A 14,662-nucleotide genomic window follows, 5' to 3' on the forward strand; every position below is an offset into this window, starting at 1 on the left:
CGATGAACGCCTTTCAAACCCTGCTCGCGCAAGCGAACGGCCACGCGCCGCTCGGCACCTGGGTCATGTCGGCGAGCCCGATCGTGGCCGAGGCGGTCGGCTGCGCCGGCTTCGACTGGGGCGTGCTCGACATGGAGCACACGCCGCTCGACCTGATGGACGTGGTGCACCTGCTGCAGGCCACGGCCGGCACGCCGATGCTGCCGGTGCTGCGCGTGCCCTGGAACGACACCGTGATGGTCAAGCGCGTGCTCGACGCCGGCGCGAAGACGCTGCTGTTCCCGTTCGTGCAGAACGCCGACGAGGCACGCCGCGCCGTCGCCGCGACCCGCTACCCGCCCGAAGGCGTGCGCGGCATGGCCGGCATGAGCCGCGGCTCGCGCTTCGGCACCGTGCCCGACTACTACCGCGTGGCCAACCGCTCGATCGCGGTGATCGTGCAGCTCGAAACGCCCGCGGCGATGGACCAGCTGGAGGCCATCGCGGTGGTCGAAGGGGTCGATGCGATCTTCCTCGGCCCGGCCGACCTGTCCGGGGCGATGGGCCATGTCGGCAACCTGACGCACCCCGAGGTGATGGACGTGATGTCGCGGGCAGTCACGCGCTGCCACGCGGTCGGCAAGCCGGTCGGCACGGTGGGCGGCACGGTCGAGGTGGTGCAGCAGTACCGGGCGGCGGGGTTCGACTATGTCGCGATCGCCTCGGACCTGGGCTTCCTGATGCGCGCCGCGCAGGGGGCGGTCGGCGCGCTGAAGCGCGGCGGCGGGGCACCGGCGCCGGTCGCCGCATCGTCGTCGGGGTACTGATCATGGCCGCCGTCGAACTGCGTCAGGTCGCGAAGTCCTACGACAACAAGGTCAAGGTCATCCACGGGATCGACCTCGACATCCGGCACGGCGAATTCGTCGTGTTCGTCGGCCCGTCGGGCTGCGGCAAGAGCACGCTGCTGCGGATGATCGCCGGGCTCGAGCCGATCACGAGCGGCGAGGTGCGCATCGGCGACGCCGTCGTCAACCAGCTGCCACCGCGCGCCCGCGACATCGCGATGGTGTTCCAGGACTACGCGCTCTATCCGCACAAGAGCCTGTTCGACAACATGGCCTTCGGGCTGCGGCTGCGCAAGACGCCGGAGGCCGAGATCCAGAAACGGGTCAACGACGCCGCGGCGCTGCTGCGCATCGACCACATGCTGCAGCGCAAGCCGCGCGAGCTCTCGGGCGGGCAGCGGCAGCGCGTCGCGATCGGGCGCGCGATCGTGCGCCAGCCGGCGGTGTTCCTGTTCGACGAGCCGCTGTCCAACCTCGACGCGCAGCTGCGCAACGAGATGCGCACCGAGATCAAGCGCCTGCACCAGCGGCTGGGCGCGACCATCATCTACGTCACCCACGACCAGACCGAGGCGATGACGCTGGCCGACCGCATCTGCGTGCTGCAGGCCGGCCACAAGATGCAGTACGACACGCCGGACGCGATCTACAACCGGCCCGCAGCGCTGTTCGTCGCCGGCTTCACCGGCGCGCCGCCGATGAACCTCTCCGCCTGCACGCTGGACGCGGGTCGCGCCGACCTGGGCGGTGCCTCGATCGCGCTGCCGCCGGCACTCGCGCGTGCCGCGGTCGCCGACTGCCAGCTCGGCATCCGCCCCGAGAACATCGGGCTGGCGCCGGCGGGCGCCGACGACATCCGCATCCCGGCCGAAGTCATGTTGCTCGAGCCGCTGGGCTCCGAGACGCTGGTGACGCTGAAGGTCGGCCGGGCCGAATGGATCGCGCGCTGTCCCGCGAGCTTCAAGCAGGCGCCGGGGCACCGGCTCGACGTGTTCGTGCCGCCGGCGGCGCTGCGGCTGTTCGACAACGCGAACGGCCGGGCCGTGGTGCATTGACGACGAGACCGGTTCGACCCACGGAAACCCGCATCGACAGGCACGACGACATCCATCCAAGGAGACATCCCATGACCGCATCGACTTTCCTCTCCGGCCGCCGCACCTGGCTGGCGGTGGCGGCGCTGGCCGCCGCGCTCGGCAGCACCGGCGCGCTCGCAGACACCGCGCTGCGCGTGTTCTCCGGCGGCGCCAACCAGCGCCCCGACCTGATGCGCAAGCTGTTCGACCAGTACCAGGCGCAGAACCCGGGCGTGAAGATCGAGATCGAGACCGGCGGCGCGACCAGCGACCTGCAGCGCCAGTACCTGAGCACCGTGCTGAACGCGAAGGACTCGGCGATCGACATCTACATGATCGACATCGTCAATCCGGCGCAGTACTTCGGCGCCGGCTGGCTGGAGCCGCTGAACGCCTACGTCGGCGAGCCCGCGGTCGCGCTCAAGCCCTACCTGCCGGTGTACGGCACGGCCAACGTGGTCGGCGGCAAGATCGCCGCGATGCCGGCCTTCGCCGACGCGATGTTCATGTACTACCGCAAGGACCTGCTCGAGAAATACAAGATTGCCGAGCCGAAGACCTGGGCGGAACTGTCCGCCGCGGCGCAGAAGATCCAGAAGGGCGAGGGCGACGCGAACCTGCAGGGCCTGTCGATCCAGGGCGCGCCGATCGAGGGCGCGGTCTGCACCTTCCTGCTGCCGTACTGGAGCCAGGGTAAGGACTTCAACGACGCCGCCGGCAAGATGACGCTCGACAAGCCGGCCGCCGTCAAGGGCATGAAGGAGTGGCTGTCGATGATGGACGCCGGCGTAATGAAGAAGAACATCGCCGAGGTCAAGACGCCCGACACCGTCAACGAGTTCAAGGCCGGGCAGGTGGTGTTCGCGGTCAACTGGGGCTTCGCCTGGGACCGCTTCAGCCAGGACAAGGACAGCAAGGTCGCGGGCAAGGTCGGCGTGATGCCGCTGCCGGCGATGACCGGCGGCAAGAGCGCGACCTGCGTCGGCGGCTGGCAGTGGGCGGTCAGCGCGTTCAGCAAGCACAAGGCCGACGCAGCGAAGCTGGTCAAGTTCATGGCCTCGCCCGAGGCGAGCAGGTTCCTCGCCGCGCAGGGCTCGCTGCTGCCGACGATTCAGAGCGTCTACACCGACCCCGAGGTGCTGAAGGCCTCGCCGTGGTTCAAGGACGCGGCCAACGTCGTGATCGCGGGCCGCAGCCGCCCGCAGTCCGACCGCTACGGCGAAGTGAGCGACGCGATCCGCACCACCACCAGCGCGATCCTGGCGCGGACCAAGAAGCCCGAGGAGGGTGTCGACGAGATCGAGGGCCGGCTCAAGCGCGTGATGCGCTGACCGAGCAGCCGCCTGCGCACCACCGCCCGACCGGAGCCGCCATGGACCGACCGACTGCCTGGGATCGCCTGCGCGATCCGAGCGAGAAGACCCTCGCGGTGCTGCTGCTGGCGCCCGCATTCGTGCTGCTCGCGCTGATCGTCGTCTACCCGATCGGCAAGCTGATCTGGAACAGCTTCTACGACCTGCGGCTGTCCGGCGGCACCGGCGCGATCAAGTTCGTCGGCGTGCAGAACTACATCGACGTGATCCACGACAAGGACTTCTGGAACGCCGCCAAGAACACGCTGCTGTTCACGCTGATCACCGTGCCCGGCGCGCTGGTGGTGGGCCTGGGCCTGGCGCTGCTGGCGAACCTGCCGTTCAGGCGGCGCTGGCCGGTGCGGCTGGCGCTGCTGCTGCCGTGGGCGCTGCCGCTGTCGTTCGTCGGACTGATCTTCGCGTGGTTCTTCCACACCGAGTACGGCGTCGTCAACGACGTGGCGCGCCGCCTCGGCGGGGCGCCGCAGACGATGTGGCTGCTGAGCCCGGGCTATGCGTTCGCGGCGATCTGCGTCGCGATCATCTGGAAGACCTCGTCGTTCATGGCGCTGATCCTGCTGGCGGGCCTGCAGATGATCCCGCGCACGCTGTACGAGGCCGCCGAGGTCGACGGCGCGAGCCGCTGGCAGCAGTTCTGGCAGATCACGGTGCCGATGCTGATGCCGTCGATCATCGTCGCGCTGATCTTCCGCACGATCACCGCGCTGCAGACGTTCGACATCCCGGTCACGATGACCCACGGCGGGCCCGGCAACGCGACCCAGACGCTGGCGATGCTGATCCACGCCACCACGATCGACTACCTCGACGTCGGCTACGGCTCGACGCTGGCGGTGTTCATGTTCGCGCTGTCGCTGTGCGTCACCGCGGTCTACCTCCGACGCATCGGACGCGAATGATGGCCGCCATCCCCCGCTTCGACCACCCGGCCGACAAGAGCCTGTTCGCCTCGCCGCTCGAGGGCCCGGGGCTGCGGCTGATCGCGGCCGCGATGGTCGTCTTCAACGGATTCTTTCCGGCGCTGTGGATCCTGCTGACCTCGCTGAAGGGCGAGGCCGAGCTGGTCAGCAAGCCCATCACCTACCTGCCGGCGAACCCGACGCTGCACAACTACGTGCAGGCCTTCACCGACCAGCCGCTGCTGCGCTACCTGGGCAACAGCTTCTGGGTCGCGCTGCTGGCGACGATCAGCTCGCTGGTCGTCTCGGCGCTCGCCGCCTACGCGATCGCGCGCCTGAACCTGCGGCACCGCCAGCTGATCCTGACCGCGATCGTGGCCTCCAGCATGTTCCCGCTGGTGACGCTGCTGGTGCCGATCTTCGAGACGATGCGCTCGTTCGGCCTGCTCAACACCTACGTCGCGCTGGTGCTGCCGTACACGGTGCTGAACCTGCCGGTGTGCACGCTGGTGCTGGTCAGCTTCTTCCAGAGCATCCCGAAGGACCTGGAGAACGCCGCGATGATCGACGGCTGCACCCGCATGGGCGCGCTGGTGCGGGTGGTGCTGCCGCTGGCGGCGCCGGGCGTGTTCACGGCGGGCATCCTCGCCTTCGTCAATTCGTGGGACGAGTTCCTGCTCGCGCTGTCGCTCAATTCGAGCGCGACGATGCGCACGCTGCCGGTCGGCATCACGCTCTACCAGGGCGAATTCACGTTCCCGTGGCCGATCATCTCCGCGGCGCTGATCGTCGCGATCGTGCCGGTCGCGGTGCTGATCGCGATCTTCCAGGAGCGCGTCGTCGGCGGGCTCACGCAGGGCGGGCTCAAGGGATGAGCGCCGCCCGCCATCAACACGCCCGTCCGGGCATGTCATCCGTGGTCGTCGCAACGACCCCTTCAACCGCAACCCAGGAGACAACATGAACAAGGTGACCGGATTCACGGCGCTGGCGCTCGTCGCAGCCGCCTTCGCAGGAACGGCGCAGGCGCAGAGCGGCGTGACGCTCGCCGGGCGGGTCGATGTCGGCCCGCAGTACATCGACGACGGCACCAACAAGCTCAAGCGCATCGACAGCGGCACCTACACCGCGTCGCGACTGATTTTTCGCGGCGTCGAGGACCTCGGCGACGGCCTGAAGGCCGGCTTCTACCTCGAGAACCGCTTCAACGCGGACGTCGGCGCCCAGCAGAGCGCCAAGTTCTTCAACGCCGGTGCGCAGGTTTACCTGTCGAGCCCGACCTGGGGTTCGGTGACGCTGGGCCGCCAGTACGTGCCGATCTTCTGGTCGTTCCTGTTCGCCGACGACACCGGCCCGCTGCGCCTGCACGGCTACAGCGCGGTGCAGTCGGTGCAGCGCAGCGCCTTCGCACGGGTCAGCGCGGCGGCCTCGCCGGTCAAGGCGGCCGGTTCGCTCGACACGATCGGCGGCGGCGTCTACCAGTTCGGCATCACCTCGGCGTTCGAGGACAACATGGTCGTCTACAAGACCCCGACCTTCGGCGGCGCGACCGTGATGCTCGCGGCGGGTGCGTCCGAAGGCGCACCGGCCGGCAGCGGGCGGGTGCTCGGGGCCAACATCGAGTACCGCGGCGGCCCGTTCTACGGCTCGCTGGCCTACAACCAGAAGCGCGGCACGGTGCCGGCGGGCGGCGGCGCCGAGCAGACCGCGACCGAGGCGCTGGTCTCGGGCATGTACACGGTCACGCCGCAGATCAAGCTCTGGGGCAACTACCACCCGTGGAAGCTGGACACGACCACGGCCGACTTCAAGGGCCACGACTGGATGCTCGGCGCCTCGTACTACTTCTCGCAGAGCATGGTCTGGCTGAATTACGCGGCCAAGACGCCCGACAACTGCGTGGCCTGCAAGTCCAAGGGCTTCGGCCTGGGCTATCACTACTTCATGTCGCGCCGCACCGAGCTGTACGCGTCGATCGCCGAGGTCCGCAACGACGCGAATTCCGGCAATTCGCTGAACGGCTTCGCGCCGGCGGTCATCGGCAACAACGTGCGCGGCGTCGCGGTCGGCATCGCCCACACCTTCTAACCACTTCGACCCCGACGTGCCGCGCGCCGCGCGCGCGGCACCTCCCGGAACCACATCATGAGCAAGATCCGCTACGGCATCATCGGCTGCGGCAGCATGGGCCGCGAACACATCGAGAACATCCTGGCGCTCGACGGCACCGAGGTCACGGCCCTCGTCGACACCGACGAGAACAGCCGCGCCCAGGCACTGGCGCTGTGCCCGCAGCCGCCGCGCGTGTTCGATACGCCCGCCGATCTCTACGCGAGCGGCCTGTGCGACGCGCTCGTGATCGCCACGCCGAACTACACCCACGCCGAGGTGCTGCGCCCGGCACTCGCGACCGACCTGCACATCCTGGTCGAGAAGCCGCTGTGCACGACGATCGCCGACGGGCTCGACGTGGTCGAGCGGGCGCGCGGGCGCCAGGCGCTGGTGTGGGTCGCGCAGGAGTACCGCTACATGCCGCCGGTGGCCGAGATGATCCGCATGGCGCATGCCGGGCGGATCGGCCGGCTGCACCAGGTGGCGATCCGCGAGCACCGCGAGCCCTTCTATCCCAAGGTCGGCGACTGGAACCGCTTCAGCGCCAACACCGGCGGCACGCTGGTCGAGAAGTGCTGCCACTACTTCAACCTGATGGACCTCGTGCTCGGCGAGCGGCCGCAGCGCGTGTTCGCCTCCGGCGGGCAGCGCGTGAACCACCTCGACGAGCGCTACGGCGGGCGCACGCCCGACATCCTCGACAGCGCCTACGTGATCGTCGAGTATCCGAGCGGCGCGCGCGCGATGCTCGACCTGTGCATGTTCGCGGAGAACTCGGTCGACAACGAGCACATCACCGTGGTCGGCGACGAAGGCAAGCTCGAATCGCTGCTGCCTTCGCTGACGCTGCGCTACGGCCGCCGCGAGGACTGGGGCACGCGGGCCGCGTGGGGCGCGCCGAGCGGCACCGAGCGCGGTGTGTCGGTGCGGCGCGTCTGGGACTCGACGGTCAAGTACGCCGGCCAGCACTTCGGCGCGTCGTTCATCGAGCACCGCCAGTTCGCCGCCGCGATCCGCAATGGCACGCCGGCCGAGGTGTCGCTCGAAGAGGGGCTGCGCAGCGTCGCGACCGGCCTGGCCGCGCACCAGAGCATCGCCACCGGCCGCGCGGTCGAGCTCCGGGACGTGCTCCCGGCCGGCTGGTGAGGCGGCCGTGACGCGCTATCCCTCGCTCGCCGGCCGGCACGTGTTCATCAGCGGCGGCAGTTCCGGCATCGGCGCCGACCTGGTCCGCTCGTTCGCCGCGCAGGACGCGCGCGTGTCGTTCTGCGGTACGCGCCCCGACGGCGGCGACGCGCTGGTGGCGGAGATCGAAGCCGCCGGCCGGCCCTCGCCGCACTATGCGATGTGCGACGTGCGGGACGTGCCGACCTACCAGCAGCTGCTGCGCGAATTGATCGAGCGCCACGGGCCGGTGCACGTCCTCGTCAACAACGCCGGCCGCGACGACCGGCACGCGATGGAGGAGGTAACGCCGGACTTCTGGGACGACCGGCTGGCGCTGAACCTGAAGCACTACTTCTTCGCGATCCAGGCCGTCGCCCCGGCGATGGCCGCGGCCGGCGGCGGCTCGGTCATCAACATGGGTTCGGTCTCGTGGATGCGCGGGCGGCCGAACCTGGCCGGCTACACGACCGCCAAGGCCGGCATCCTCGGCCTGACCCGCACGCTGGCGCGTGAACTCGGCGCCCGCAACATCCGGGTGAATGCCGTCGTGCCGGGCGCGATCGTGACCGAACGCCAGGCGGCGCTGCACCGCGACAGCGCCGCGGACCAGGCCTTCCTCGACGCGCAGTGCCTGAAGATCCGGCTCGATGCCGGGCACGTGTCACGGGTGACGCTGTTCATGGCCGCCGACGACAGCAACGGCATGACCGGCCAGCATGTGCTGGTCGACGCCGGAATCGCACAGTGTTCCGTGATCGGCTAGGCGTTCGAGCCCGGTCGGCGTAGGGAAATCCGGTGCCCGCAGCGCCGATCGCGGCGCAGACTGTGCGCTGACGACACTGCGCACCATGAACGACCTCTCCGAACGTGTTCCGTTGCCGGCCGTGCGCGACCTGCTCGCGATCGGCCAGCCGCTGCCGTTTCGCATCCTCGATGCGCAGGGCCGCCTGTTGCTGAACGCCGGGCACCTGCTGATCGAGGAAGCGCAGTACGAGAGCTTGCTCGAACGCGGCGCGTGGGCCGAGCGGCCCGCGGTCGAGGCCGAACGGAAGGCGCGCGCGAGTGCGGCGAGCGCGGTTCCCTCGCTGCACGCGCTGTCGCTGTTCGACCACTGGTCGCGCCTGCTGTGGCGGTTCGAGAAGCTGGCCCGCCAGCTGGTCGCGCGCCAGGCCGGCCCGGCAGAACTGGCTTCCTTCCTCGACGACCTGCGCGCGCTGGTCGAGGCGGATGCGGACGTGGCCCTGTTCCTGTGCGTGCGTCAGGACGACCGGCGCTTCGCGCTGTACCCGCTGACCCACGCGCTGCATTGCGCCACGATTGCGCTCATCAGCGGCAAGCAGCTCGGCTGGAGCACGGCCCAGGTCGATGCGCTGGCCAGCGCCGCGCTGACGATGAACCTGCCGATCTTCGAGCTCCAGGCCGCCATGGCCGAACAGGGCGAGCCGCCGACCGCCAGGCAGATGCGCGAGATCCGCGCGCACCCGGTCGCGGCCGCCGAGCTGCTGCGCGGTCTGGGCGTGACCGACGAGAGCTGGCTGCGCACGCTCGCCGAGCACCACGAGCAACCCGGCGGGCAAGGCTATCCGCAGGGCATCGCGGCACCGTCCGATGCGGCGCGCGTGCTGCGCGCGATCGACGTGTTCATGGCCAAGATCAGCCCGCGCGCCCATCGGCCGGCCATGACCCCGCAGAACGCGGTGCGCCAGCTGTTCCAGCAGAACGCCGGCGACCCGCTGGCGATGGGGGTGATCAAGTCGCTCGGCGTGCATCCGCCGGGCAGCCTGGTGCAACTGCGCTCGGGCGAGGTCGCGGTGTCGATTCGCCGTCCGGCGAGCGGCCTGCATCCGGTGGTCGCGACGCTGAGCGATGCGCGTGGGCGCCCGACGGCGCAGACGCAGCGGCGGGACTGCGCAATGCCGGCGTACGCGGTGGTCGGCGCGCCCGACAATATCGCCGAGTTCCAGCGCGTGCTGCCGGAGCGGGTCTACGGCGTCGTCGCGTTCCCGTGAGGGACGGGATCAGCGCGTGAGCGGCGGCTTGGTCGCCTTGGCGAGATACATCTGCGCGTCGGCCTTGCGCAGCAGCGGTTCGGCGCTCGTGCCGTCGGCGGGGTACCTCGCGGTGCCGATCGAGGCGCCGACGCGCACCTCTTGACCGTCGACCTCGATCGGGCGGCAGATCTCCGCCAGGATCCGGTGGGCCAGCCCCTCCGCAGCGTCGGCGTGGGTGTCGCCGCGCTGCAGCACCGCGAACTCGTCGCCGCCCATGCGCCCGACGACATCGCCCTCGCGCACTGCGCGCCGCAGGCGGACGGCGACCTCGGTCAGCACCGCGTCGCCCACCGCGTGGCCGAAGCGGTCGTTGACCGGCTTGAAGCGATCGAGATCGATGAAATGCACGGCGAACTGTTCGCCGCTGCCGTCGCCCGCGCGGGTGAAGCCCGTCAGCGCTTCGAGGAACGCGTCCCGATTGACCAGCGAGGTCAGTCCGTCGTGCCGCGCGACGTGCCGCACCTGGTCCTCGGCGCGCTTGCGTTCGGTGATGTCGGTGTAGGTGCGCAGCACCCCGCCGCCATCGATCGGCACGCTCTGCACCTCGATGATGCGGCCATCCGGCCGCGGCCGGTCGTAGCGATGCGGTCGATCGAGGATGCCGCCCGCACGCACGAACTGGAGGATGTCGTCGGGGGTGTGGGCGAATTCGTCGTGCTGCCACTGGTGCTCGAGCACTGCGGTGAACGTGGGCCGGGACGCCATCAGCGCGGGCGGCAGATCGAGCAGTTCCATGGCGCGCCGGTTGCAGACCTCGACGATGCGCTCGGCATTGACCATCATCACGCCCTGTTCCATGCGCTCCAGGGTGGCCTCGAGCAGCGCCGACTTGACCCGCAGCGTGCGGGCGTTCTCGCGCGCCTCCTGCTCCGCGACGCGCAGACGCTCCTGCTGCTTCTTGAACACCGTGATGTCGACGTGCGCGAAGAAGCTCTTGCCGTCCGCGCTGCGGCGCTCGACGACCCGCGTCCAGCGGCCCTCGGGCAGCGGCAGCTCGAACGGCGCGCCGGCAAAGCGCAGGTTCTCCTGCAGCGCGCGCAGGCCGTCGCGAAAGTCCTCGTTCTCGGGCTCGGCCTCCCAGACGCGGCGAAACACCTGCTCGAAGCTCAGTGCGAACGCGGCCGCGCGGTCGGCGAAGCCGTACATCTGCAGGAAAGGCGCATTGGCCCAGACGATGCGATGCAACCGGTCCGTGACCATGACGCCGTCGGCCACGTCGTCGAGCGCATTCGTCGTCAACAGGAACCGCGCGGTCGATTCGTCGGGCGAGCCGGCCGCCTCGGCCCGGACGTCGAGTGCCTTCCAGAGCCGCACGCGGCCGAGCTCGGGCAGCGGCACGGAGGTCACCCGCAGCCACCTGCCGTCATGAAAGAACTCGTACGGCGCCCGCTGCGTCCGGTGGCGGGCCAGGCCCTCGATCACGTACTGCTCCGTGTTCGGCGCTTCCTCGGGCGACAGGCGGGAAGCATAGAAGCGGCGCAGGTTCGCGGCGTAGGGCTCGCCGGCGTGCACGTGGCCGTCGTGTTCGGGGAAGAAGCGCAGGAAGCTGCGGTTCCAGCAGAGCGCGCGGTCATCGTCGTCGAAAGCGCAAAGCGCGGTGTCCAACCCGTCCAGCGCTGCGCCGAGCGCCCGCAGGGTCTCGAGTGGCTCGCTCATGGTGGTCCCAACGTGGCGATTTGATGCAAACAGGCACCAGCGTAGCAACATGCGGCCGCTTCGGCCAGACAGCTAGGGCTGAAAGACGAACGGCGCGTCGCGCAGCGGTGCTTCGATTTGGACCACGTCGAACACCGAGCCATCGATCTGGACGCTCTGGATCAGGACGTCCATCGGACCGGCGTGGCCCACCGAAGCGGTCAGTTTGAATACCGTGCCGGCGCGCATCTGGCGGTTCAGGTCTTCGTGCGTCAGCGCGGCGGGACCCGCGCCCAGCTGGGCGAACCCGCCGATCATCTCGGCGAGGCACCCGAACATTTCGACACGGCGGCGGGGGTCTATCGGAACGGCGGTGGTCATCGAGCGGGGCGGGCCAGGTCGTCGAATGACGTTGCCAGAAATTCTATCGGATAAATGACTCATAAAAGTCACATATGAGCGACAGCTAGCGGCGGTCGCGCAGCCCCTCATCCGCCGACACCCACGCCGCCCCAAGCACGCGGCGCGCCACGCCGGCCGTCCCGGCATCGGTCGCGTGGATCAGGTAGTGGCTTAGGCCGACGTGAGGGGGTGCCTGCGCAGTGCGTCTCGAGCGCCGCCGTCAGGTCGCCGATGTGGCCGGCCTTCCTAGCGCCGAGAACGTTTCGTTCTACAGGAAGGAAACACGAGCGTCAGTGCGGCGGCTTCAGCATCCGGTCGACGCAGCCGAGGAATGTCCGGACGTTCAAGGGCTTCGTCAGGTAGGCCTTGAAACCGGCCCGTTCGGCCTCGGCGATCGCCAGCGGCATCGCGTCGGCGGAGACGGCGACGCACGGCACCTGCGCCAGCACCGGATCGGCCGCGAACCGCTGCAGGAGCTGCACGCCGGTCATGTCGCCGAGGTGCATGTCGAGCAGCATCAGGTCGGGCGGGTCGCGCTGCGCGACCTCGAGCGCCCTGCGCCCGCTGCGGGCCACCACCACCCGGAGATCGGCCCGGGTCTGCAGGATGGCCAGGGCCACCTCGACGTTGAGCGCGTTGTCGTCCGCGTAAAGGACGGTGCGCCGCGCCACTTCAGGGCCGGTGGCCGCGCCCGGCACCAGCGCACCGGGCTCGGTCGGCGGACTGCCGGCACTTGACGCCGGCGCGGCCGGCAGCAGCACCCGGAACCGACTGCCGACCCCCGCCACGCTGCTGACCTCGATCTCGCCGCCCATCGAGTGGACCAGCCGACGCGAGATGACCAGCCCGATGCCGGTGCCGTCGACCTTGGTGCGTTCGGCGCCGAGCCGGTTGAACGGCTCGAACAGGTGCGCGAGCTGCTCGTCCGTCAGCCCGATGCCGGAGTCGCTCACGTCGATCGCCACCTGGCGGGAATCGTCGAGGCAGGACCACTGCACCGAGATGTCGCCGCCGCGTCGGTTGTATTTGACCGCGTTGCTGAGCAGGTTGACCAGCACCTGGCGCAGGCGAAGCCGGTCCGCTCGAACGAGACTGCACGGGCGTTCCTGCGCCTGCGGCCCGGCGACCTCGAGCTGGAGGCCGGCTTGCGCCGCCGTCGGCGCGACGAGTGCGATCGATTCCTGCACCACCTGCTCGACCCGCACGGTGTCCATCGCCATCGGCAAGTTCCCGCTCTCGATGCGCGAGAGGTCGAGCACATCGTCGATCATCGCCAGCAGGTGACTTCCGGCGCGTTCGATGTGACCGACGTGCAGCGCCTGGAGCGTGCTCAGCGGCGTCTTGGCGTCGAGCTGCAGCAACTGCGCGAAGCCGAGGACCGCGTTGAGGGGCGTGCGCAGCTCGTGGCTCATGCGGGACAGGAATTCGGTCTTCGCGGCATTGGCGCGCTGCGCCGCCTCGGCCGCGACCAGGGCCACGCGATTTTGCAGCACGGTCTCCTCGGCGCTTCGGCGGGCCGCTTCCATCCGCACCGCGCCCAGGATCGAGCCGACGCTGGAAAACAGCGGCTCGAGAAAGCGCGCGAGCCCCTCGTCGTACCCGCCCGGCCGGTTCGACAGGCCGACGACGCCGACCATCTCGCCGCCGTGGAAGAGCGGTGCGCCGAGGAACGAACGCAGCGGCGGGTGCTGCGACGGCCGGCCGCCGCTGCGCGAGTCGGTGGCCGGATCGTTCGAGATCACCGTGGTGCGGCCGGTCACGGCCGCGCCGAACAGCGTGGCCATGTTGTGGAATTCGACCGGACGCTTGCCGGACAGGTGTTCCGCGTAGAGCAGCCGGGTCGGCTCGTCCCAGCTGATGTCCGTGAGCACCTGGATGCGCAGGAACGGGTGCTGGTCGAGCGGGTCGTGCAGCAACTCGGCAATGAAGCCGTACTCGCTTTCGGTGAAGCCGAGCAGGTCGGTCAGCAGCGGCTCGAACACCTCGCGCGGCGGTGCGCGCAGGATGAAGCGCGACTGCACCTGGGCAATGATGGCACCGAGCCGCCGATAGGCGTCGTCGCTCAGTGTGGTCGCGGTGTCCATCGCCGGTTATCGGCAGCAACCGGCCCGACCAAAGTGCGTCCCGCTAGACCGAGGTCGGCAGGCGCCGGATGATCAGGTCCGCCATCGGGGACGGTGTGCGGCCGCGCAGGGTCACGATGCCCATGTTCGACTCCAGCTTCGGCAGCCCGATCACGGAGAGTTCTCGCAGCGTTCCCGCCTCGATCTCCGCGGTCAGGGCCGAGAGCGGCGCGGCCAGCACGGTGTCGCTTTCCAGCGCGACCGCCTTCAGCAAATCCACGTGGTCGCATTCCAGCGCCAGCGACAACGCCGCGGGCGACGCCAGGTCGAGCATCCGGCTCACGACCAGGCGCACTTCCTTCGGCAGCCGGACCGTCGCGACGCCGTAACGCCAGATCTGCGCCAGGCCGACCGGCTTTTTCACCGGCAGCGGGTGGCCCGACCGGACGTAGAACCCGCCGGGCTGCCGACGCAGCGGGCGAATCTTGAGCATGGCGTCGGCCGGCAGGTCACGCGTGTCCGCGACGAAGAACTCGATGTCCTCGTCGCGCAATCGCGCCAGCAACAACTCCCAGTTGCTGACCTGCAGGCGCAGGTTGATGCGTGGGAAATCGCGGCGCAGGCCCGCCAGCAGCGACGGCATGAACGTCGCGGCGGGGAACGGGCCGCAACCGAAGGCGGTGTCGCCGAGCTCGCGGTTGGCGTACAGCTCGACATCGCGTTCGAGGCAGCGGCTGTTGAACACCAGCTCCCGTGCTCGCGCCACGACGAACTCGCCGGCGGGCGTGGTCAGCACTTCCTGGGTGCCCCGGTCGAACAGGCGCAGGCCCAGTTCGGCTTCGGCCGCCTGGATGCTGCGGGTCAGCGCGGGCTGGCTCAGATGCACCTGTTCCGCCGCGCGCGCGAAACTGCGCCGGTCGGCCACGGCCACGACGTGATTCCAACGCTTGATGTCCAAGCCGCTCCTCCCGCTGCTGTTGCAGTGCTTGCATCGATATTAGCTCTGCAATGCATTGGACTCAATGAGCATCGATCGTGAAAATCCGTCCGAACCTTC

General features: G+C 69.5%; 13 protein-coding genes. 9 read left to right on the forward strand and 4 right to left on the reverse strand.

Annotation, left to right across the window (positions count from 1 at the left end; genetic code table 11):
* The first annotated feature begins 2 nt into the window (after positions 1 to 2).
* The 9 genes from ACWH49_RS16515 to ACWH49_RS16555 all read left to right on the forward strand — a co-directional run bounded on the left by ACWH49_RS16515 (position 3) and on the right by ACWH49_RS16555 (position 9,463).
* On the forward strand, positions 3 to 806 hold the full coding sequence (locus ACWH49_RS16515) for an HpcH/HpaI aldolase family protein (protein ID WP_448172446.1): 804 nt from the start codon (positions 3 to 5) through the stop codon (positions 804 to 806).
* Positions 807 to 808: 2 nt separating this feature from the next.
* Entirely contained in the window at positions 809 to 1,882 is a 1,074-nt protein-coding gene (locus ACWH49_RS16520) for an ABC transporter ATP-binding protein (RefSeq protein ID WP_448172447.1), read from the forward strand.
* Between the two features lie 71 nt (positions 1,883 to 1,953).
* Positions 1,954 to 3,234: an ABC transporter substrate-binding protein gene (locus ACWH49_RS16525; protein WP_448172448.1), complete on the forward strand. Its 1,281-nt coding sequence runs from the start codon at positions 1,954 to 1,956 to the stop codon at positions 3,232 to 3,234.
* A gap of 41 nt (positions 3,235 to 3,275) precedes the next feature.
* On the forward strand, positions 3,276 to 4,175 hold the full coding sequence (locus tag ACWH49_RS16530) for a carbohydrate ABC transporter permease (protein WP_448172449.1): 900 nt from the start codon (positions 3,276 to 3,278) through the stop codon (positions 4,173 to 4,175).
* Positions 4,175 to 5,050: a carbohydrate ABC transporter permease gene (locus tag ACWH49_RS16535; RefSeq protein WP_448172450.1), complete on the forward strand. Its 876-nt coding sequence runs from the start codon at positions 4,175 to 4,177 to the stop codon at positions 5,048 to 5,050. The genes ACWH49_RS16530 and ACWH49_RS16535 overlap by 1 nt, the downstream gene beginning before the upstream one ends.
* 85 nt (positions 5,051 to 5,135) lie before the next feature.
* Entirely contained in the window at positions 5,136 to 6,263 is a 1,128-nt protein-coding gene (locus tag ACWH49_RS16540; RefSeq protein ID WP_448172451.1) for a porin, read from the forward strand.
* Between the two features lie 57 nt (positions 6,264 to 6,320).
* The gene (locus ACWH49_RS16545) at positions 6,321 to 7,433 is read left to right on the forward strand and encodes a Gfo/Idh/MocA family protein (protein ID WP_448172452.1); all 1,113 of its coding nucleotides are present in this window, start codon (positions 6,321 to 6,323) and stop codon (positions 7,431 to 7,433) included.
* Positions 7,434 to 7,440: 7 nt separating this feature from the next.
* On the forward strand, positions 7,441 to 8,217 hold the full coding sequence (locus ACWH49_RS16550; RefSeq protein WP_448172453.1) for an SDR family NAD(P)-dependent oxidoreductase: 777 nt from the start codon (positions 7,441 to 7,443) through the stop codon (positions 8,215 to 8,217).
* Positions 8,218 to 8,302: 85 nt separating this feature from the next.
* Positions 8,303 to 9,463: an HD-GYP domain-containing protein gene (locus ACWH49_RS16555; protein WP_448172454.1), complete on the forward strand. Its 1,161-nt coding sequence runs from the start codon at positions 8,303 to 8,305 to the stop codon at positions 9,461 to 9,463.
* Positions 9,464 to 9,472: 9 nt separating this feature from the next.
* Here the strand turns inward: ACWH49_RS16555 and ACWH49_RS16560 are convergent, their stop codons facing one another.
* The 4 genes from ACWH49_RS16560 to ACWH49_RS16575 all read right to left on the reverse strand — a co-directional run bounded on the left by ACWH49_RS16560 (position 9,473) and on the right by ACWH49_RS16575 (position 14,563).
* Positions 9,473 to 11,161 carry a PAS-domain containing protein gene (locus ACWH49_RS16560; protein WP_448172455.1) on the reverse strand — a complete coding sequence of 563 codons (1,689 nt, stop codon included), beginning with the start codon at positions 11,159 to 11,161 and terminating at the stop codon, positions 9,473 to 9,475.
* Positions 11,162 to 11,233: 72 nt separating this feature from the next.
* On the reverse strand, positions 11,234 to 11,521 hold the full coding sequence (locus ACWH49_RS16565; protein WP_448172456.1) for a hypothetical protein: 288 nt from the start codon (positions 11,519 to 11,521) through the stop codon (positions 11,234 to 11,236).
* A gap of 311 nt (positions 11,522 to 11,832) precedes the next feature.
* Positions 11,833 to 13,626: a hybrid sensor histidine kinase/response regulator gene (locus ACWH49_RS16570; RefSeq protein WP_448172457.1), complete on the reverse strand. Its 1,794-nt coding sequence runs from the start codon at positions 13,624 to 13,626 to the stop codon at positions 11,833 to 11,835.
* A 43-nt stretch (positions 13,627 to 13,669) separates the two neighbouring features.
* On the reverse strand, positions 13,670 to 14,563 hold the full coding sequence (locus ACWH49_RS16575) for a LysR family transcriptional regulator (RefSeq protein WP_448172458.1): 894 nt from the start codon (positions 14,561 to 14,563) through the stop codon (positions 13,670 to 13,672).
* Between the last annotated feature and the right edge of the window lie 99 nt (positions 14,564 to 14,662).

The sequence above is a fragment of the Rhizobacter fulvus genome (genome assembly GCF_964020785.1).

Coding starts and splice junctions, on each gene's coding strand:
- ACWH49_RS16555 (WP_448172454.1), top strand. CDS start 8,303: ATGAACGACCTCTCCGAACGTGTTCCGTTGCCGGCCGTGCGCGACCTG.
- ACWH49_RS16565 (WP_448172456.1), bottom strand. CDS start 11,521: ATGACCACCGCCGTTCCGATAGACCCCCGCCGCCGTGTCGAAATGTTC.
- ACWH49_RS16525 (WP_448172448.1), top strand. CDS start 1,954: ATGACCGCATCGACTTTCCTCTCCGGCCGCCGCACCTGGCTGGCGGTG.
- ACWH49_RS16545 (WP_448172452.1), top strand. CDS start 6,321: ATGAGCAAGATCCGCTACGGCATCATCGGCTGCGGCAGCATGGGCCGC.
- ACWH49_RS16530 (WP_448172449.1), top strand. CDS start 3,276: ATGGACCGACCGACTGCCTGGGATCGCCTGCGCGATCCGAGCGAGAAG.
- ACWH49_RS16570 (WP_448172457.1), bottom strand. CDS start 13,626: ATGGACACCGCGACCACACTGAGCGACGACGCCTATCGGCGGCTCGGT.
- ACWH49_RS16560 (WP_448172455.1), bottom strand. CDS start 11,161: ATGAGCGAGCCACTCGAGACCCTGCGGGCGCTCGGCGCAGCGCTGGAC.
- ACWH49_RS16515 (WP_448172446.1), top strand. CDS start 3: ATGAACGCCTTTCAAACCCTGCTCGCGCAAGCGAACGGCCACGCGCCG.
- ACWH49_RS16535 (WP_448172450.1), top strand. CDS start 4,175: ATGGCCGCCATCCCCCGCTTCGACCACCCGGCCGACAAGAGCCTGTTC.
- ACWH49_RS16540 (WP_448172451.1), top strand. CDS start 5,136: ATGAACAAGGTGACCGGATTCACGGCGCTGGCGCTCGTCGCAGCCGCC.
- ACWH49_RS16520 (WP_448172447.1), top strand. CDS start 809: ATGGCCGCCGTCGAACTGCGTCAGGTCGCGAAGTCCTACGACAACAAG.